Below are 18,855 nucleotides of genomic sequence, written 5' to 3'. Positions count from 1 at the left end.
TTCACCTTATTTGGCGACGGCAGGCATTTGTCTGAAATGACTGAATTCCGCATCCGGATAGAGGTCAGAGTGGAAAATGGCCGCCAGCTCCAGATATTTTTCATCAATGGTATGATAAGTCGACCAAAAACTATCGGTAATCTGCCATACGTTGCCACTGCTGTAAATCGGAAGATCCGCCGCTACCGGCACCTGATCGGTGATCGATTTAATATCCGGCCCATATTTTGGCATCCCGGAGTTAATATAATAATCAGCCTTTGAAACCCGGCTGTAGAACTCTTCCGGGGTTATAACGATAACCCCATCTTTGCCAACCCCAATGTCATCAAAAAGGTATTCACCGCCAGCATCACGAACCATTTGCGCCGCTTTTGATCCGGCATTCTGAACATAAATTTTCCCAGAAGAGACAATGGCCCAGGCAACCTTTGGTTTTTCTTCATTTTCTACCTTGGCTTTCATTTCGTCAATACGAACCATCGCTTCATCATAGTATTCAGCGGCTTCTTTTTCCAGATTATAAAAAGCAGAGTAGTATTTAAGCCATTCCATGGTGCCCCGATAATCGGTTTCGGTACTTGATGAATCATAGAGATAAGGAATGTTATTCTGGGATAGCATCTCCATCAGCTTCTGCTGTTCACTACCCATGCCAGTTATAGTAAAAACAATCTTCGGCTTCAGGGATTGGATCACCTCATAATCATAACTGCTGCTGGTGGCAGAATTAGAGCCAATATCTTTGATTTTACCTTCTAGCATGCGATTTTTCATCGCATCGAAATCCCACTCTTCGGCTTTTAAACGCACCCCAACAATGCTGTCAAACAGCGTTTCGTCATCAAAGGCTCGTAAAAAGCCAACCTGGGTGGTACTGGTATAAACTGACTGATCAATCGGAATGGTAATCGATGGTAGATCCTTGTATTCCTCTGGAGCTTCCTGACCTTTTTGCAGCAGTAACATTTGTTTTCCTTCACCATCGGTGACTATCTTATTATTATTATCAAGATATTCGATGTTAAAATTTTTGGCATACTGCAATTTGATGGTATTGCCATCCTCGCTTTTATAGCTCTTGTCAGCAGACTGACACCCTGTTAATCCTACTAACCCTGATACTACCATTACCGCAGTGACCGCAATCACCGCTAACTGTTTAAACTGTCTTTTCATTACTCTTCTTTTCTCCTTCTGAGTTTGTTTTTATTTCATTTGCCATGACCATTTCTGAAAGGGTCGTCACAAAAGAATTTACCATTTTTTGAATCACCGCTTCAGCGGACTCATGTTGTTTTGTTGATAAGTCAAGATTAATTGATTGATCTTTGGCAATCTGCTTAAGAATTATTACCCCGCCATTGATAGCTTCCGATCCAGACAACAACCCCCAGCCCAGCTGATCCATCAGATGAACATAGAGGGAAGTCATGGTTACCAGCTCATCCTCCTGATCCAACCGATGGAGACGATCGATCCATTTGGGAAAATCGCGTTGACCTTTATGACTGAGTTCATTGAATTTTTTAAAAAAGGTTCCCTCGGTAACGCCATAGCGTTTCATTCGCGCAAATAACCGATGCTGGGTAACCGGGTTTAAGGCCATATGCTGATTGAGGGATTCTTTGACAGTATCCCGCACCAACCGACCAATCAGTTCTCCCAGCTTGCCATGCTTTCCAGCATAGGTCAGTCGGTTAGTCGACTCGCTATCGCAAATAATCATCAGGTTATCCGTTCCTGATCCGGTGGCGATACCGGTTGAGTAAAGGCTGCTGGCCATCAATTCCTGACAAGCGGCTGTTTTGGCCTCGGTTGCTGTCACCATGGCTCGGGCCATACAGCCTTGTGTCATATTGCCACTGACAAAGACCATACTATTAATGGTTCCCGGTCTTAAATTAATATACTCGCCGTTTTTTTCATAGCTGGTAGCTTTCTCACCAATCCGCCCGCCATTGACTTCCAGACTAGCGGTGGTAATAGCCGTCACGGTCAGGATGTCATAGGTTTCGCTTTTAATGGCCGCACTTTCCATGGACACAATCGTAGCCATCCGTGCTACCGTGTCCGGAGCCAACCCCAACTCCTCCCGGATAAAGGACTGCATTTTTTCCTGCTGACCGGGTTCCATGTGTTCGCACAACCGACCCGGCCCGGGGTTGACATCCTGATTAAATATCGCCGTTAGATTTTCCTGATAACCACCATGCTCCATGGCGGTACTGATAACCTTTCGTGGTCCCGAAAAAGGCACCACCAGACACCGATGATAGCGATGAATAGGATCTCCGGTAGCTGTTACCCCCAACATCATCTCAGCACCCACTTCCTGTTTGTGGCGGGATGATCTGCAAAATCTCGGCCGGATTTTTACAGCATTTTATTTTTTCGGCCCAATCACCAAACCGTCCTTTTAATTCGCTTTGATCAGTTAAGCTAAAAACTACTTTTCCCATTTTGATGGCATCAATGATTAAATCCAGATTATGCTCATTCGTTTTTCCCACCGGAAAGCCGGTGTCAATAACATAGTGCATTTTTGCCATTTTAGCTGCTGCATCTTCGTAATGTTTTTCGGTAATCCGACTAAACGAGTCTTCTTCAACAACATCGCAATTGAGGGCCTTTGCCACATGCAAGTCAATGTCATTGCTATGCAGTACCCCGCAGCACATGCCAAAACCAGCTCGGGATACGGCCCGATAAACGCCGGTTCCAGTGCCATTTCCGCCGGTAATAAACACTTCCGGTAATACCGGTGAACAAAATTCGAGGCACCCTAACAACTCATTATAATTAGCCCCTTCAATTGAGTAAAGACTCTGAATTGTACCAGTTTTGATAATCTCTTCTGGCGTTCCCTGAGCTTTAACCTTACCCTTTTCAATCAGTAAAATCTTCTGACAGCCTTTAATAGCAATATCAATGTCATGGAGGGATAGCACCACGGTGATGCCTTTTTCCAGACAGAGTTTTCTTAAAATACTGATGACTTCCACCTTGTGCCGAACATCCAGATGACTGGTAGGTTCATCCAGAACAATCAGCTCGGGTTCCTGAACCAACGCCCGGGCAATCATGACCTTTTGTTTTTCACCATCGCTAAGTTCGAAATAATAGCGGTTTTTCAGATATCCAGCATCAACCAGATCAAGCGCCTCATTAACAATCTTTTCGTCTTCTGCTGATAGTCTTCCCATAAAATTGGTATGGGGATATCGACCCATTGAAGCAATTTCAAAAACAGTCAACAGTCCCAACGAGACCTGTTCAGTCAGCACGATCGCCATTTTTTTAGCCAGTTCTGCTTTTTTGATGGTCGCTATATCCCTTCCATTAATTTCAACTCGCCCATTTACCGGTGGTTGCAATCCCGTTAAGGTCCGCAAAATCGTAGATTTTCCAGACCCATTGGGACCCAACAAACAGATCAGTTCTCCTTTTTGGGCACAAATATCCACTTGTTCAACAACTACCTTTTTATCATAACCAACATTCAGATTTTCAGTGAAGATTACTGGTTTCATAGCTCATTTCCTTTCGTTTTATGGACGAGTAAGTAAACAACAATCGGCGCACCGATTAAGGCCGTAATAACCCCCAAGGGCAGTTCAATGGGGGAAAGAATCATCCGTGCAATAAGATCACAAACCCCGGTCATCAAGGCCCCAGCGAAAATGACCCCCGGTATCAGAATGCGATTATCTGACGTCCCTAGAGTGATTCGCACCATATGGGGAACGGCCAGGCCGACAAAGGAAATTGGCCCGGCAAAGGCGGTGATCGTTGCCGTCAAGACACTGGCAATCAGAATCACAATCACCCGGAATTTTTTCATGCTGAGCCCCATGGAAATCGCATAATTCTCACCAAAGAGCATGGCATTTAATGGTTTACTCAAAACAAAAGCCAGAATAATCATCGGTAAACCGATGCCATATAAAAACTGGACCTGTGGCCAGGAGAATCCCGAAAAACTGCCCATCGACCACATCACAAAGCCATGCAGCTGTTCTTTGTCGGCAAAAGCGGTCAGGATACTGGTAAAGGCATTGCAAATAAACCCGGCCATCATCCCGATGATTAAAAGGGTTGTGATGTTCTTTACTTTTTGAGCGGCAAAAACCACCACCACCATCACCAGCATGGCACCCAGAAAAGCACCGGCAAACAAACCCATCGGGGGCAGGGACTTCAATCCGAATGAGAATCCACCTAATAGTACCAGCCCCACGAACAAGGTTGCCCCGGATGAGACCCCTAAAATATAAGGCTCGACGATTGGATTTTTAAAAAATATCTGCAGCAACAAACCGGAAAGTGCCAGACAGGCTCCCCCCATGATCGTAGCCAGGGTTCTGGGTAGGCGAATATTCATAATAATCGGGCCATAGGTATCATCTGCCACTGCTTTTCCCGACAAAATAGATAGAATATCCGGAATACTGATATTGATGGACCCCACACTGATGCTGTATAGCGAAATCACCACAATGGCCCCAAGAATCAAGACCAGGATGCTGATTTGTCGTGCTTTTCTGTTTTTTATACTTTCCATTACCACCTCTGATTCATAATTTTCGTTGCTTTTTTCTTCATTATGAAACCTCCATTTATATTTCTAAATTAATACTATCGATGCTAACCAATATTTTCGCAATTTCCCCTGCTAGCTCGCAATATTAATTGCTCTGACAGTTTTGCTTTGTCCTTTAATCAGAAATGTTGATCTGACTATTTTGTAATTTTCCCAAGTATAAAAAAAGGCTCATTATCTCAAATTGAGACAATGAGCCCGTAAAACGGTACGCAAATAAAACCTTTTTTCTGTCTCTCGCAGAGTTTTGCATAAACAGGCAGGTCTTCTGGCTCAAGCGTCAACATACCCTCCTACCTTCCCATATTTCTACAGTGGCATTCCTGGAGGAACTCTTCTTTTACAGCGGCGGGACCGCGGAGGATTTTCACCTCTCTTCCCTTTTAATCGGCCTGCAATACAATGGATTGCAACCGACACCTGTTTTTAATTATTCAATTTTTAAACTTAGTCCTTTTAAACCCGTCTTATTTCTTAGCTTTTTTTGAGTCTGTTTTTTTTGGCTCGTCTTCTTTTTTCTTTCGCTCCACAAATCGCCCCATTAAGAAGGCAATAATCCCGACCCCGATTCCGGTTTGAAGACAGAAAAACAAACTTTCCACTTCACCGGGTATTTCACCGTTTATCGCCGTTTCAAAAATTGGGGTAAACCAGGGTTCATACTCTGTTCCGGTAATCTCAGACACAACCCCACTGCCCGCATCATCAGAGCCCCCAAACTCGGCATCCTGCAAGATAAACAGGGGGACCAGAGCAATGATTACTGCCAACACTAAAAGACCAATGACTGTTTTTTTTGTCGCTGTCATTATTTTACACCTCCGGTAAGATATCCCAGATCATTAAGTTCTGGTTGTGCATAGGTTTCCAGCCCGATTATAATAACCACGGTTAAAATTCCTTCGATGATAGCCAAGGGAACCTGAGTCGGTGCAAAGACGGCTAAAAATTTAACCATCGAAGCGGCAACGCCACCACTTTCGGAAGGATAGGCCATCGCCAACTGGAATGCGGTAACACAATAGGTAAACAAATCGCCAATTGCCGCTGCCAGAAAAACACCGACATGCTTATTAATTTTTATTTTTTTACAAAGTATAAAAATTCCGAAGGTTACAAAGGGGCCGGCAATCGCCATTGAAAAGGTATTCGCGCCCAGAGTCGTCAGCCCACCATGTGCCAGCAAAATAGCTTGAAACAATAGGACAATGACGCCTAAAATACTGACTGCCGCTGGTCCAAACAGAATCGCGCCCAGCCCGGTCCCGGTCATATGAGAACAACTGCCGGTTACGGATGGAATTTTTAAAGATGATAACACAAAAACATAGGCTCCAGCCATAGCCAGTAAGGTGATGGTTTTAGGATTTTCTTTGAGTGTTTTTTTTATCGACATGTAACCCTTAATTAAAAATGGAATACAGATCACGCCCCAGGCCACACTAAAACCGACTGGCAGGTAACCTTCCATAATGTGCATCGCACTGGCCACCGGGGTAAACCCAAATACCAGGGCGATCGCAGCCGCAGCCGCAATAAATCGCTTCTCTCTTGTTGTTAAACTTGTGTTCATAGTTCCTCCTCTAGTTTTTATCTATATATTATAAGGGTTTGCGAAAATTCTTGAGCGCTCAATTTTGAACTCTCACAAAGCCAACTTAACTTAAAATCGATTGCGCAATTACTGCTATCGTAACCATCTACCTAAATGACTCTTTACCGAATATTTTTTTGTAATAAAACTTTAAGCGCCTGGGGAGTGGTTGGATAGTTGCTTTCGTCCTTTATCATTTTGTTTTCAACCAGCATCTCATAAACATCGAGCATGGCTGGCCGTTTCAGATTTGCCTGCTCCAGGATTCTCGCGTTTTTAAAAATCTCCAATGGCGTTCCATCAGCAATAATTTTTCCCTGATCAAAAACTATCGCCCGCTCTGCCCAACGATAGGCAAAATCCACATCGTGCGTGGAGATCAGCATCGTTTTGCCTTCTTCTCCGAGCTTTAGTAGCACCTCTTCTAACATCTGGGCATTGAGGGGATCCAGGGCCGCGGTTGGTTCATCAAAGATAATGACCTCTGATTTCATCGCGATAATATCAGCAATCGTCACCCGCTTTTTTTCGCCGCCACTTAAATAATGAGGCGGACGATCTTTAAAATCGAGGATGTTCATGTAGGTTAGGGCCTCATCGACCCGGCTGATTACCTCTTCTCGAGGCAGTTTTAAATTCATCGGGCCAAAACCAACCTCGGCCATGACGGTGGAGGCAATGATCTGATTGTCGGCGTCCTGAAAAACAATCCCGATATTCTTGCGCAAATCTTTTATATTCTTTTTATTAATAATTGTGCCCTGATAGCTGATTTCGCCGTGATCGGCTTTAAGTACCCCATTGGCATTAAGAAAAAAGGTCGACTTACCAGACCCGTTCGATCCGATCACCGCAATCTTTTCGCCCTTAAAAATATTCACACTGACCCCATCCAGCGCCGGGTTTCCGTTTCCATAACTGTAATAAAGCTCGCTGACCTTTAGTATTGGTTCACTCATAATTAATGCCATCAATCCTTTCTAGTGCGTAAAAATCCCAAGCAGAATCAGAAAAATCATGAAGGCAGCCCCAATTATCAGGTGACTCACCTGAAGCTTCTTTTCTTCTTCCAGAAAAACCAAATCGCCGTCATAGCCTCTGGCTTCCATGGCGGTATAATAAGCATTGGCCTTTTTAAGTGAAACCACCAGCATATTGCTGGCGACACTGCCAAAGGTATAGCAGGCAGTCTTAAAATCACTATAGCCCTGGCGGGAATCGGCAGAATTTCGTATGTTATTAAAAACATCCAGCATAATAAAAATATACCGATAAATCAGGTTCATTAGCTCAATAATCAGCTTGGGCACATGGGCCTTTCGGAGCACCCCGATGATTTCTGAAGAAGGTGTGGACAAGGTCATCATAATCATGGCGCTAATGGCACCAAAGACTTTCAGAATCAGAAAGGCCATTTCCTGGAGCTTGGCAACTGAGGTAAAGAGATAGCCAAAACCAAGAAAAAGATTAAACTGCCCGATCGGCTGGCTTGAAAAATCAACCCCAATGGCAATGGTTCCCAGAAGAATAAAGGTAATCGGTATCATCAGTACCGAAATATACGCTCCCAGCGGCAGTCCGCCTTTTAACACCGTCAAATAGGCCATGCTGGCGATTACGGCCAGAGACACAAAGGGATTATTTAGCCCAATGCAAAGAAGCAGGGTGGTAAAGGAAAAAACCACTTTAAAGGTCGGGTTCCACTGTCTTATTTTTGAGGCATAGGCATAAAAATCAATGGCCGATCCTTCGCCATGTTTATGTCCAATTTGATGATGGTGTCGCTTCTGATGATGCATTGTTTCATGCTCCGGTTTTTCACCGGTTTTTACAACACTGATCCATTTATCTAAACTTTTTTCCACATGAAGCCTACCCTTCTATTGTTTGCTTGTCTTGACGCTTACTGATTCAACTGACCATGGCAAATTTTTCCCACACCTTTCATCAACTCTTCAATTGAAGAGAATTTATTGCTGCAGTTTTCTTCAATCCGGTCGACCAGAATAATTTTCATCCCCAGTTTTTTAGCGGCTTTGATTTTGTCCACTACGCCACCCATGTTGCCACTTTCCTTGGTTACCAGGACCGACGCCTTACAATATTTAAATAATTCAATATTTAACGCTTCATTATAGGGGCCCTTAATGGCAATGATATTTCTGGGGTTAAATCCCAGACTTTCGCATTTACTTAAAACTTTCCAGTCTGGAAGCACGCGCAGATAAATCCTTTTCGAGAAGTCGGGAATCCTTTTGAATGTTTCAATCTTATTACTCCCAAGCGTAAGTAAAATATTGCCTTCGCAGTTTTCCAGAACATCACAGGCTTCTCCGTAGTTCTTAACGATGGTAATGTCCGGGTCATCCTCATATCTGATCCGCTCCCGTTCATAACGAAGATAGGGCAGGGCTTCGAATTTGCAGACATTGATGGCGTTTCTTGTTATTTCTGTTGAAAATGGATTGGAGGCGTCAATTAAACAGGCCGGTTTAAGCTTTCTAATCAACTGGGTAATGTAATCTTTGTTCAGTTTACCCTGATAAATATCCAGATTATTAAACTCATCCAACATACCAGCTCCCAATCGCGAAGTAACCGTCACTGCCGTATCCTGTTTTTTTTCTAGTAGTCTTTCAATCACTGTCTTTGCGTCGGTTGTCCCGGCTATTACGAGTACTTTTGACATTAATTCTCCATCCTATTTCTTACTTTTTTGCACCAAAAAACCTCATTATCTCTAAACAAGACAATGAGGTCGCAAAAATGCGTACAAAAATAAACCTCCTCCATCTCTCGTAGAGTTTGAGATACACAAACAGGCAGGTCTTCTGGCTTGAGCGTCAGCATTACCTCCTGCCTTCCCAACTAAGTGGTGGCATTCCTGGAGGAACTCTTCTCTTACAGCGGCGGGACCGCGGGGGATTTTCACCCCTCTTCCCTTTTCACCGGCTTATAATACATGGATTACAGCCGACACCTGTTTATCTTATTAAATTCTTATTCTTTTTTTAAGTCTCTTGTACTATATCAAAAAATAGTAATTTTGTCACGGATTTTTTTGTCGGATTTTTTATAACTTGAAAAGTTCCGTTCTTAAACCCAGCTCGACTAATGACAGACCGGCGATGGAAGTCACATCGGTTTCATCAGGATCCACCAGCACGATGGCTTCTGAATCGATGGTATCAATGGTTTTTAAATCATCAGTCAGACCAACACCCGTTTTCTTTACTTTAGTTTATTTATTTTTCAAAGCTTTGCGTGCCAGTCTTGCTGGTGTGATGATGCGATCTTGATAATCAAAGCACTCTTTGGCAATAACATTACTCAAAAGCAACAGGCAAATGAGATTTGGAATGGCCATGAGGCCGTTCATGGTATCCCAGACGATTTCCAAAGCAATGGTTGAACCGATAAAGGTAACCAGACAGTAAACAAATCGATAGATCTTAGTTGCTATGGGCGCTCTGATAAGATATTCCAGGGATTTTTCGCCATAATATTCCCAACCCAAAATAGTTGAAAAAGCAAATAGCATAATACCAATGGTTATAATCCATCCTCCGGCAGGTCCTAATGCAGATTGAAATGCCATAATAGTGAGATTCACACCGGTTACCAAATTTCCAGAGGCATCCACACTGCCTAATGCACCGGAAGAGGCAATGACTATGCCGGTAATACTGCAGGTTACCAGGGTATCAAAAAAGGTGCCGGTCATATTGATATAGCCCTGTCGTGAAGGATAGTCGGTTACTGCAGCCGCTGCGGCGATGGGTGCGGAGCCCAGGCCCGCCTCATTGGAAAAAACCCCCCGGGCAACGCCCCAACGCATCGCGGTTAACATACTGGCAATAATCGTTCCACCGACACCACCGGCAATGGCAGTGGGAGAAAAAGCCATCGTAAAGATTTCAGCTATGCCGGCTGGGACATTTTCATAATTAATGATAATGACGGTTAATGCGGCGATAAAATACAAAACAGCCATAAACGGTACAATTATGCCGCAAACCTTTCCGATACTTTTAATCCCGCCAAGAAGCACAGTGATCGCCAGACCTGTAATGATGAGTCCGGTAATCCAGGTTGGCACCCCAAAGGTTCCATAAACCGCATTTGAGATGGAGTTGGCCTGGGTCATGTTGCCGATACCAAAAGAAGCGGCCACTGCAAAGACTGAAAATAAAACGGCCATTGTGGATCCCAGCCATTTAATTTTAATGCCATTTTTCATGGCATACATGGGCCCTCCGGACATTTCGCCCTGTTCGTTGGTTTCCCGATATTTTATGGCCAGTACACTTTCACCATATTTGGTGGAAAGACCAAACAGGGCACTGATCCACATCCATACCAGGGCACCAGGACCTCCCAGTACCATGGCCGTTGCCACACCGACGATATTTCCTGTACCGATGGTGGCGGCCAAAGATGTCATTAACGATTGAAAAGGGGAAATATCCCCACGTTTTTTCTTCTTCGTTTTCTCGGTTTTTACAAAAATTGATTTCAAAGCATAACCAAGGTTACGCCATGGCAAAAACTTTAACCGAATGGTTAAAAAGATTCCTGTTCCTACTAAAAGCATTAGCATAACAGGTCCCCAAACTAAATTGTTGATCGCTGTAACTATTTCCGAAAAGTTCATGTATTCCTCCTGAATTTTTAAAGCAACTTAAATATCGTAGCATAGTTAGTCGGTTTATGCCAAGAGACTCAAGGTAATGCTAGCGCTAAAAGGTAGGCTTCTTTAATACTAATCGAAACTATTCAAAACATACGTTTCCATAATAAAGCGGCTCCCCAGTGCTGATAATCACATAAAGCCCCTTTCGATATTCGTTATAGTACTCATTTTGAAACGGCGATTCAGTGGCTTTTTTCTGGGTCACCACATATTGATCCGGTGACAGTGTTTTAATATGGTATGCGGATCCTTTTTTTGATATTTCATCGTGATTCCTACCTTTCCTGCAACTGTTTTATTATTACCCTATCTTTCCGAGTGCTAATCAGTCTTCAATAATATTAAGAAAGGCTTCAAGACCATTCACTGGCTGTTCAAGCGGTTATTTCTACAGATATAGGCTGTCCGGTTCGCCGTGAATCATCTGCTGATTGACGGCAAACTCATTGATCTTTTTCAGATCTGTTTCGCATTTATTGATTTCAACCGACGCCTGCTTATCACTATTCAATTTTTATTAAATCCTAAATCTCATTGTGGTATATCGAACAAATGTAATTTTATCACGAATTTTTTTGTGCATTACATCCTCATCCTGAACGCTTTATTTTTGACCAATCTCGAAAAATCCAAGTCCATCAATAGCGGCTATCATCTTATGAAGATAATCATCACTGGTAATCGGCCATTTATATCCTTTACGGAAAAGCATATTAGTGGTAAACCGTTGTTCACTGCCCAGATAAGCAATCTGCTGGTGCGAGCCGGTATCGGTGTAGGCAATGATCCCCGATAAATAACGGGTCAGGCGGTCATCATTCATCGCTGTTTCCAATCGTTTCTGGAACTCTTTTTCGCTGATGATCGCAATCTCAAATCCGTAGCGCCCCATCGCGGCAATCACATCAGCCATTGTGATATGATGATTATTGTAGGGATGGAAGACCCTGAAATGGTCAGCCGTTTCGCTGAGCTTAAGGATAGCCGCCGCGGTGGAATCGATTGGGGCAAATTCCACGGATGCTTCCAGACCAGAAAATGGAAAGGCCCCAATCAGTTTATAAGCTTTCAGTTTACCCATAAAGGCATTGGAATTAAAATTGATCTGGAATTCTCCGTCAGAATTCCGGGCCATCAGATTTCCAACCCGCATAATTTTCGCTTTCAATCCCTGATTTACGGCCTCCAGAATATATCGCTCGGCCGTAAATTTACTATTTGCATACTTATTGTCGAGATCCTGACCGATAAAAAGATTGTTTTCTGACAGCTTGGTATCTACCGGCGGCTGACTGTCAATACTGGTACCCGCAATGCTATGGGTAGAAATCTGAATCAGCCGAGCTTCTTGGGCCATACAATAATCAATCAGCAGCTGAACCCCACCCACATTAATATTTTCAATTTCTGTTCCAGCGGCAAAATGCTTCACATTAGCCGCACAATTGATCACAGTATCGACGTTAATCGCATTTAAGCAATTCAGAAAAGTACTGTCGGTAATTTCTCCTTCGACAATCTGAATGCGATTTCCGAAGAACTCAGCATAATCCTTATTAAAGTAGAAGACCAGCATGTTTTTCAAGCGCTTCTCACCACTTAAGGAACCCTTCGGACGCACGACACAATAAGCCGTGCCAGGATAATTCTCGATAAAGTTCTCCAGAATATGAACTCCGAGGTATCCAGTGGCGCCGGTCAGCAAAATATTCCCCACGCACTCACCCGCGACATGCTCGGCTTTTCGCAGTTCATCCATGGTATTAAATTGTAACACCCGATTAATCTCATTGTAGTTATAATTTCGGACTTCCTGTTGCCGACAACCGCCCTGAAGTGGGACGTGTCCCTCATTTTTCATAAATTCAGCCATTTCCCCAGGGGTCTGATATTTAAAAATATTGGCATAACTGATTTTAACGCCACGTTTTTCCGCCTTAATGGTTAGTTTTGTTGCCATCAGTGAAGTCCCACCAATTTCAAAGAAATTGTCATTAGTCCCAATCGGTTTAATCCCCAGGGTTTCTTCAAATGCTTCGCAAATTTTCTTTTCAAGATCAGACTCCGGCTTCACATAATCGCCAGTTTTGGTTAGCTCCGGTTGCGGCAACGCCTTCATATCGATCTTGCCATTTTGATTCATGACAAATTGTTCCAACTGCGTGAAATAGGTGGGTACCATGTATTTAGTCAGTTTTTTCTTTAAATGTTTGGCTAGCTGATCAGGATTAATCCATTTCCCAGCCGTATAATAGGCACAGAGATATTCTACCCCATTGATTTCCTGAATGGTTACCACTCCCTGGGATATACCCGGATAGCGACTGATCAGGGCTTCAATTTCACCCAGTTCAATCCGCAGCCCACGCAGTTTTATTTGATGATCCATCCGTCCCAGCACTGCCACTTCACCATTTTCAGTCCACTTCGCATAGTCTCCGGTTTTATATACCCGTTCATTATTAAAGCTGATAAATTGTTTGGCTGTAAGTTCCGGATTATTTAGATACCCCCGGCCAACTCCTTTACCGCCAACTAGCAATTCGCCAACGACCCCAATGGGCAGCAGGTTGCCATCCGGGTCACAAATATATTCCCGGACATTAGCTAGCGGCGCTCCGATGGTGATCTGGTCGTTTTCCAAATGTCTGGCATTTGAAGAGATGGTGATCTCCGTGGGCCCGTAGCTGTTGAATAAAACCGCATTGGTCAGACCTTTTAGGATATTATACAGGTTCGATGGGTATTTTTCACCGCCACAGATGATCAGACGGGCTGATCCCAAAACAGTTTTAAAAACTTCTGACTCCAAATAGGAAATCATCCGGGAAGGAGTTGCGGAAAACCCATCCGCCCCAGATTCCTTGAAAAAGGCCGCCAAATCATTGGGGTTATTCACCTGTTCTTCGTCAGCAAAGGCAATCGTGATACCATTGAGCAATGCTGTCATATTCTCTTTCAAAAATACATCAAAGGCCACAGTGGTAATCGATAATAAGGTCGACACATTGTTAACCAGTGCCTGAACAAAGTTATTATTGGGTATATTAGCCACATAATTGGCCAAACCTTCCTGTTCCAACATCACTCCCTTGGGTTTGCCGGTGGAACCCGATGTATAAATGAGGTAAACCAGATTATCCGGAGCAATGTCTATCTCTGGATTTTTATCGTCATTGCCTTTTAACAACTCATCAATATCCAGCGCCCGATCAAATCCTGCTGAGATATTTTCATTGCTGGTGATCAGATATTTGGCGGCACTATCAGCTAGAACCTCGGCAATCCGCTCACTCGGATATTCAGGATCAACAGGAATAAAAGCCGCTCCTGATTTGAGAATTCCAAAGAGGGCAATATGCAGGCGGCTGTCGCGATCCAATAAAAACGCAATCTTATCCTCCGGTTTGATGCCCTTTTTTATCAAAGCATTCGCGACCCGGTTTGACAAACGATTCAACTGATCAAAGCTCAGCCGACCATCTTTAGCAATTAAGGCCGTTCGCTCTGGATAACTTCGAGCCATTATTTCAAAGCGACGAACTGGAATTTTTTCATCCAACTGGGCCTCTGTCACGTTAAAACTTTTTAATTTAAGACGATCTACGGCCCCTAACATCGACAGTGATTTCACCGGCTGTTCACTATTACTAATCATCTGAGCCACTAGCTGTCTAATGCTTTCTGTCAGGCGCATCATCATTACCTGGGAATAAAGGCCCTGGTGATACTGCGTCTCAATCTCATAATCACATCCCCGCGAATTGATATGAATGGATAAGGAAAATTTCGGTTTCTGCTGTCCCATTTCGTTTATTTGTAAGGGTTCACCTGCTAGTGTTACGGCTTCCAGTACCCCGGCCTGATAAGCAAAGTTAATCGTCGGGGTCAAGTGGTGGGCTTCGGCAATTCTGGTAAAAGGATAAGCTTCGTGACTCATCGCTTCAAACAGCAGATTCTGAACCCGTTTTACAAAAGCTCCGACCGCTTCATCATTCTGTATCTCCAGACCGATGGGTAAGGTTTTAACCAGCATACCGATACTGCGACCGACCCGAACATCACCCCGCCCATTGGAAATAGTGGTAAACTGAACATCTGGATTTCGAGAATAACGATAGAGCGCCATAATCAGCCCACCCATAAACAGACCGCTGGGAGAAATTCCCTGACTTTTGCAGAAGTCATCAACCACCTTACCATCAACTACCAGCTTTTCTGACGCCAGCAGCGCTTCCCCTGAATGATTACGATCACCAGGTATCACGGTCATTTCCGGCTTGATGATCGCGTCAAAATAGGCTTGATCCGCTAGATAGTCTTTTGTTTGCTGATAATCAGCTTCTTTCAAAGCCAGATCAAAAGCCGTGTACGCTTCTTCCTCCAGTGGACTTCCATCATAAGCCGCTACCAGATCGGTCAGAAAAATCTGTAAGGATGCGCCATCAAAAATGATGTGATGGAAATCACAAAGCAGATAGATCTGTTTTGGCGTTTTTACGATAGTCACCCGATAAAGCGGCTCCCTGTATAGATCAAAAGGTTTAACAAACGCCGCCTTAATCTTTGGATATTCCGTTTCCGTGGATTCTATCAATAATACCTGGGGCTCGGCCTGATCATTACGTTTCTGCGTAACGCTACCATTTTCATCGACCAGATAAGTTTTTAAATAGCTGTGTCGATTGATCACCTTTCCGACTGCCTCCACCAGCGCTGCGGCACTAATCTGATTTGACAGCTTTATTTCCGAAGGGATATTGTATTGTAACGCCTGGGGGTCTTTCTGACACTCCAGATAAATTCCCAGCTGATTTTCAGTAAGTGGATAGCTTGGCTGTTTTTCGTAACTAACTACCTCTTTCTTAGTGGCCGAAGCTGAATTCGTTACCAGTTTTTCCAACTTTTCAATGGTTTTATTGCTAATAATGTCTGTCGTTTTTATTTCAATCCCGCAGATTTTATGAAGCTTAACCGACAAACGAATGGCCATCAACGAAGTAAAGCCAATGGTGAAAAGGTCGTCCGTGATCCCAAACTCGTCGGTTCCAACAATCTCGCTGATAACCACAAATATTTGCTGTTGCAATGCATTCTTTGGCAAAACAATCTCGCCCCGGGTAATCATCGGCTCTGGCAAAGCTTTTTTATTAAATTTACCATTGGGGGTCAGTGGCAACTGTTCCAATTGCATATAGGCGGTAGGAATCATAAAAGAGGTCAATTTTTCGGCCAAAAAGGCCTTTAATTCCGCCACATCCACTTCCGCTGGAGCCGTATAATAGGCGCAGAGGTGCTGCGTTCCGCCCAGTTCCTTTACATCGACGCAACAAGCGGTGATTCCCTCAAACTGGCGGTGATTCCCTCAAACTGGCGGTGATTCCCTCAAACTGAGCCATCCGGCTTTCGACTTCACCCAGCTCAATCCGCAGTCCCCGAAGCTTGACCTGACCGTCCATCCGGCCGATAAATTCAATTTCCCCATTTTCCAGCCATCGAACAAAATCCCCGGTACGGTAGATCCGTTGACCCTGCCATTTTATAAATTTTTCCCGCGTCAGTTCTTCTCGATTGAGATAACATCGTCCCACGCCGGCACCGCCCACACAAAGCTCACCGATGGCGCCAATGGGTAATACCTGAAGTTGCTCATCCAGGACAAAGAGTTGATAATTGCCAATCGGACCACCGATCAAAAGGCAATCCTTTTCGGTCTGGAATTTACGAACGGTCGAAAAGATCGTGCATTCGGTCGGTCCATAGGCATGGAACAAATCATAGTCTGGCAGCGAGATCGAGGGCAGTTTTTCACCACCAATAGTCAACGCCCGCAAGCTTTTATTATCAATTTCCTGAACAAACTGGCGCCCCAGTTGGGTTGTCATAAAAGCCAGGGTGACCTTGTTTTTTTCATAATATTCGTTGAGCGCAATAAAATCCAGTCGGATTTCCGATGGAATAATGCAGACGCCAGCGCCGGCGGTAAGATAGGGATAAAGATCCAGCATATGGGCATCAAAGCCAAAATTGGCATAAGCCCCACATCGGTCGGCGTCTGTAACCGCGTAGTAAGACTGGAACCATTTGCAGAAATTAGTCAGATTGCCATGCTCCAACACGCACCCCTTGGGCATTCCGGTAGATCCTGAGGTGTAAAGCACCACAAACTGATCCCCAGCTTCCGGCATTTCCAACGTGATCCTCTTATCATCTGCCAGATTTTCTAGCACTTCCGTTTTGATAACATGCCCGGCAAAGTCGGGGAGATGTTCTTCTGGCAGGTTGTTTTCGCTAAGAATCAGCTTGACATCGGCATCTGCCAACATATAGGCCAACCGGTCAGCAGGAAAGCTATAGTCCAACGGCATATAAGCAGCACCGGCTTTAAGCACCGCTAATGGATAAACAACCATCAGCTCACTGCGGTCAATCATAATTCCCACCACGGTTTCTTTATGAACCCCCATCTTTTTAAGATGTTTGGCTAGTTTTGTGGTTATCTCATCAACCTCTTTAAAAGTCAGGGTTTTGTCTTTAAAAACTACCGCCACTTGATCTGGTAATTTTGCCGCTTGGTTTCTAAACATTTCGACAATACTCTGAGCTTGATCCGAATAGACCTGATCATTCTGGTTAAAGTCCCTTAGCAAACGACTTTCTTCGCTGGCCGCGATCACTGGAATTTTAGCGCAGGAGATTTCCGGGTCATTAATAATTGCCACAATCATACTTTCCATGGCGGCGGCCATATTAAGAATCTGATTCTCACCAAAACAGGCGGTTTTGTAATCATAGGCTATCGCCTGAAGCCCCTGGCTATCGTCCTTTGCCAAATTTACCCGAATCGTAATCCCGGCAATCCCAGTATTCATCACTCCTGCAGTAACCGGATAAGGCATCGCTTTAGTGGCATTGGAAACAATGGCCACATTCATCAGTTTTTCGGATACCTCTGCCGGCTGATCTGTAAGGATTAAGTCAAAGGGATAGCGAGAATGGCTAAGACTTTTTTTCATGGACTCTTTTGAACTGATCAGAAACTTTGAAAAGGGGGTTTCGATTTCAAAATCGGTCATTACCGGTACCGTACTAACATACATCCCCAGCGAATGATTGATTTCATCATCATAAATCCGATTGCCAAAACCCATCGAAAGAACTGCTTTTCTGGCATTATTAAAGCGCGCAAAATAAAGACTTGAAAGGGCCAGCATAAAAACAAAGGGCGATACCGGCTTTTTAAAACTGTTTAAATAGCCATTCAGTTTCTGGGTCGTTTCCGGTTTCAGTTCTAAAATATGGCGTCTGGCAGCATTGCTATCAGTAACATTTATTCTTTGCGAAAGATCCCCAGCATCCTTTAATAGCTCCTGCCAATAAACCTTATCATCCTGACAATCCGGCGATTCCAGATAAGCCTTTTCAACCACTTGATATTTCATCGTGTTGGAATGGAGCTTAAACAGCTCTTTACCTGCTGTCAAGGTATCATAAAGCGAAATAATATAATCACAAAGAATATTAACACTGGTACCATCACAGATCGCATGGTGAAGCAGCAAATGAACCCTGGTTACATCGGCACCTTTAATAATCCCAAAGCGAAACAAAAATTGATTAAATACCTTACCAAAAGGATAAAGATCGAGCGTTTCCATGGATTTCGCTACTGCTTCGCTGGTTTTCTCCTTCCAATCATAAACACTTATCTGGGACAGATCCGCTTCGCTCACATATTGACTAATCTCACCATTGTCGTCCATATCAAAGCAAATATTCAGATCCTCGGTATTGAGTACCACATACTCTAAAACCTGTCTAAGCTGTTCTTCACTATCTGGGGGAAAGGAAATAATCATCGGTATATTGTTGATGGTGGTGTTTTCCACAAATAGTTCACTGTCTAAAATCCGCTTTTGCGGATGGCTGATGGGTTTACTTTTCATTTTGTTCCTCCGTTTTTCA

At 43.9% G+C, this 18,855-nt stretch carries 14 protein-coding genes and 2 riboswitches; all 14 genes read right to left on the bottom strand.

Annotation, left to right across the window (positions count from 1 at the left end):
- Positions 1–6: 6 nt before the first annotated feature.
- Positions 7–1,179 carry an ABC transporter substrate-binding protein gene (locus tag DOZ58_RS16110; RefSeq protein ID WP_111889235.1) on the bottom strand — a complete coding sequence of 391 codons (1,173 nt, stop codon included), beginning with the start codon at positions 1,177–1,179 and terminating at the stop codon, positions 7–9.
- A complete protein-coding gene (locus DOZ58_RS16105) occupies positions 1,163–2,320 on the bottom strand; it encodes an adenosylcobinamide amidohydrolase (RefSeq protein WP_111889234.1) in 1,158 nt (385 codons plus the stop codon). Before DOZ58_RS16105 ends, DOZ58_RS16110 begins: the two co-directional genes overlap by 17 nt.
- Before the next feature lies 1 nt (position 2,321).
- Positions 2,322–3,533: an ABC transporter ATP-binding protein gene (locus DOZ58_RS16100; RefSeq protein WP_111889233.1), complete on the bottom strand. Its 1,212-nt coding sequence runs from the start codon at positions 3,531–3,533 to the stop codon at positions 2,322–2,324.
- Positions 3,530–4,564 carry an iron ABC transporter permease gene (locus DOZ58_RS16095; protein ID WP_111889232.1) on the bottom strand — a complete coding sequence of 345 codons (1,035 nt, stop codon included), beginning with the start codon at positions 4,562–4,564 and terminating at the stop codon, positions 3,530–3,532. Before DOZ58_RS16095 ends, DOZ58_RS16100 begins: the two co-directional genes overlap by 4 nt.
- A gap of 279 nt (positions 4,565–4,843) precedes the next feature.
- A riboswitch (cobalamin riboswitch) is annotated at positions 4,844–5,042 on the bottom strand.
- Between the two features lie 28 nt (positions 5,043–5,070).
- On the bottom strand, positions 5,071–5,412 hold the full coding sequence (locus DOZ58_RS16090) for an energy-coupling factor ABC transporter substrate-binding protein (RefSeq protein ID WP_111889231.1): 342 nt from the start codon (positions 5,410–5,412) through the stop codon (positions 5,071–5,073).
- Positions 5,412–6,176, bottom strand: coding sequence for an energy-coupling factor ABC transporter permease (locus DOZ58_RS16085; RefSeq protein ID WP_111889230.1), 765 nt, complete (start codon positions 6,174–6,176; stop codon positions 5,412–5,414). The genes DOZ58_RS16090 and DOZ58_RS16085 overlap by 1 nt, the downstream gene beginning before the upstream one ends.
- Positions 6,177–6,319: 143 nt before the next feature.
- Positions 6,320–7,156 carry an energy-coupling factor ABC transporter ATP-binding protein gene (locus tag DOZ58_RS16080; protein WP_111889802.1) on the bottom strand — a complete coding sequence of 279 codons (837 nt, stop codon included), beginning with the start codon at positions 7,154–7,156 and terminating at the stop codon, positions 6,320–6,322.
- Positions 7,157–7,177: 21 nt separating this feature from the next.
- A complete protein-coding gene (gene cbiQ, locus DOZ58_RS16075) occupies positions 7,178–7,996 on the bottom strand; it encodes a cobalt ECF transporter T component CbiQ (protein ID WP_111889801.1) in 819 nt (272 codons plus the stop codon).
- A 104-nt stretch (positions 7,997–8,100) separates the two neighbouring features.
- On the bottom strand, positions 8,101–8,886 hold the full coding sequence (gene cobK, locus DOZ58_RS16070) for a precorrin-6A reductase (protein WP_111889229.1): 786 nt from the start codon (positions 8,884–8,886) through the stop codon (positions 8,101–8,103).
- A 114-nt stretch (positions 8,887–9,000) separates the two neighbouring features.
- Positions 9,001–9,196, bottom strand: a riboswitch (cobalamin riboswitch).
- A gap of 242 nt (positions 9,197–9,438) precedes the next feature.
- Complete coding sequence (locus DOZ58_RS16065; RefSeq protein WP_111889228.1) at positions 9,439–10,851, bottom strand: sodium:alanine symporter family protein; 1,413 nt, start codon at positions 10,849–10,851, stop codon at positions 9,439–9,441.
- Positions 10,852–10,969: 118 nt separating this feature from the next.
- A complete protein-coding gene (locus tag DOZ58_RS16060; protein WP_242988524.1) occupies positions 10,970–11,095 on the bottom strand; it encodes a peptide-methionine (R)-S-oxide reductase in 126 nt (41 codons plus the stop codon).
- A 183-nt stretch (positions 11,096–11,278) separates the two neighbouring features.
- Positions 11,279–11,401 carry a hypothetical protein gene (locus tag DOZ58_RS19140; protein WP_256372197.1) on the bottom strand — a complete coding sequence of 41 codons (123 nt, stop codon included), beginning with the start codon at positions 11,399–11,401 and terminating at the stop codon, positions 11,279–11,281.
- 93 nt (positions 11,402–11,494) lie between these two features.
- On the bottom strand, positions 11,495–16,147 hold the full coding sequence (locus DOZ58_RS16055; RefSeq protein ID WP_111889226.1) for a non-ribosomal peptide synthetase: 4,653 nt from the start codon (positions 16,145–16,147) through the stop codon (positions 11,495–11,497).
- 88 nt (positions 16,148–16,235) lie between these two features.
- A complete protein-coding gene (locus DOZ58_RS16050) occupies positions 16,236–18,836 on the bottom strand; it encodes an amino acid adenylation domain-containing protein (RefSeq protein WP_111889225.1) in 2,601 nt (866 codons plus the stop codon).
- Between the last annotated feature and the right edge of the window lie 19 nt (positions 18,837–18,855).

Source organism: Acetobacterium sp. KB-1, from assembly GCF_003260995.1.
In the GTDB taxonomy this organism is placed as follows: Bacteria; Bacillota; Clostridia; order Eubacteriales; family Eubacteriaceae; genus Acetobacterium; species Acetobacterium carbinolicum.
The sequence above is the reverse complement of the archived record's forward strand: the minus strand, read 5'-3'. Positions and strand labels throughout refer to the sequence as shown.

What these genes read in the sequence shown, in the direction of transcription:
- cobK (WP_111889229.1), bottom strand. Translation starts at nt 8,886, where the DNA reads ATGTCAAAAGTACTCGTAATAGCCGGGACAACCGACGCAAAGACAGTG.
- DOZ58_RS16105 (WP_111889234.1), bottom strand. Translation starts at nt 2,320, where the DNA reads ATGATGTTGGGGGTAACAGCTACCGGAGATCCTATTCATCGCTATCAT.
- DOZ58_RS16050 (WP_111889225.1), bottom strand. Translation starts at nt 18,836, where the DNA reads ATGAAAAGTAAACCCATCAGCCATCCGCAAAAGCGGATTTTAGACAGT.
- DOZ58_RS16090 (WP_111889231.1), bottom strand. Translation starts at nt 5,412, where the DNA reads ATGACAGCGACAAAAAAAACAGTCATTGGTCTTTTAGTGTTGGCAGTA.
- cbiQ (WP_111889801.1), bottom strand. Translation starts at nt 7,996, where the DNA reads ATGCATCATCAGAAGCGACACCATCATCAAATTGGACATAAACATGGC.
- DOZ58_RS16100 (WP_111889233.1), bottom strand. Translation starts at nt 3,533, where the DNA reads ATGAAACCAGTAATCTTCACTGAAAATCTGAATGTTGGTTATGATAAA.
- DOZ58_RS16110 (WP_111889235.1), bottom strand. Translation starts at nt 1,179, where the DNA reads ATGAAAAGACAGTTTAAACAGTTAGCGGTGATTGCGGTCACTGCGGTA.
- DOZ58_RS16065 (WP_111889228.1), bottom strand. Translation starts at nt 10,851, where the DNA reads ATGAACTTTTCGGAAATAGTTACAGCGATCAACAATTTAGTTTGGGGA.
- DOZ58_RS16085 (WP_111889230.1), bottom strand. Translation starts at nt 6,176, where the DNA reads ATGAACACAAGTTTAACAACAAGAGAGAAGCGATTTATTGCGGCTGCG.
- DOZ58_RS16080 (WP_111889802.1), bottom strand. Translation starts at nt 7,156, where the DNA reads ATGAGTGAACCAATACTAAAGGTCAGCGAGCTTTATTACAGTTATGGA.
- DOZ58_RS16095 (WP_111889232.1), bottom strand. Translation starts at nt 4,564, where the DNA reads ATGGAAAGTATAAAAAACAGAAAAGCACGACAAATCAGCATCCTGGTC.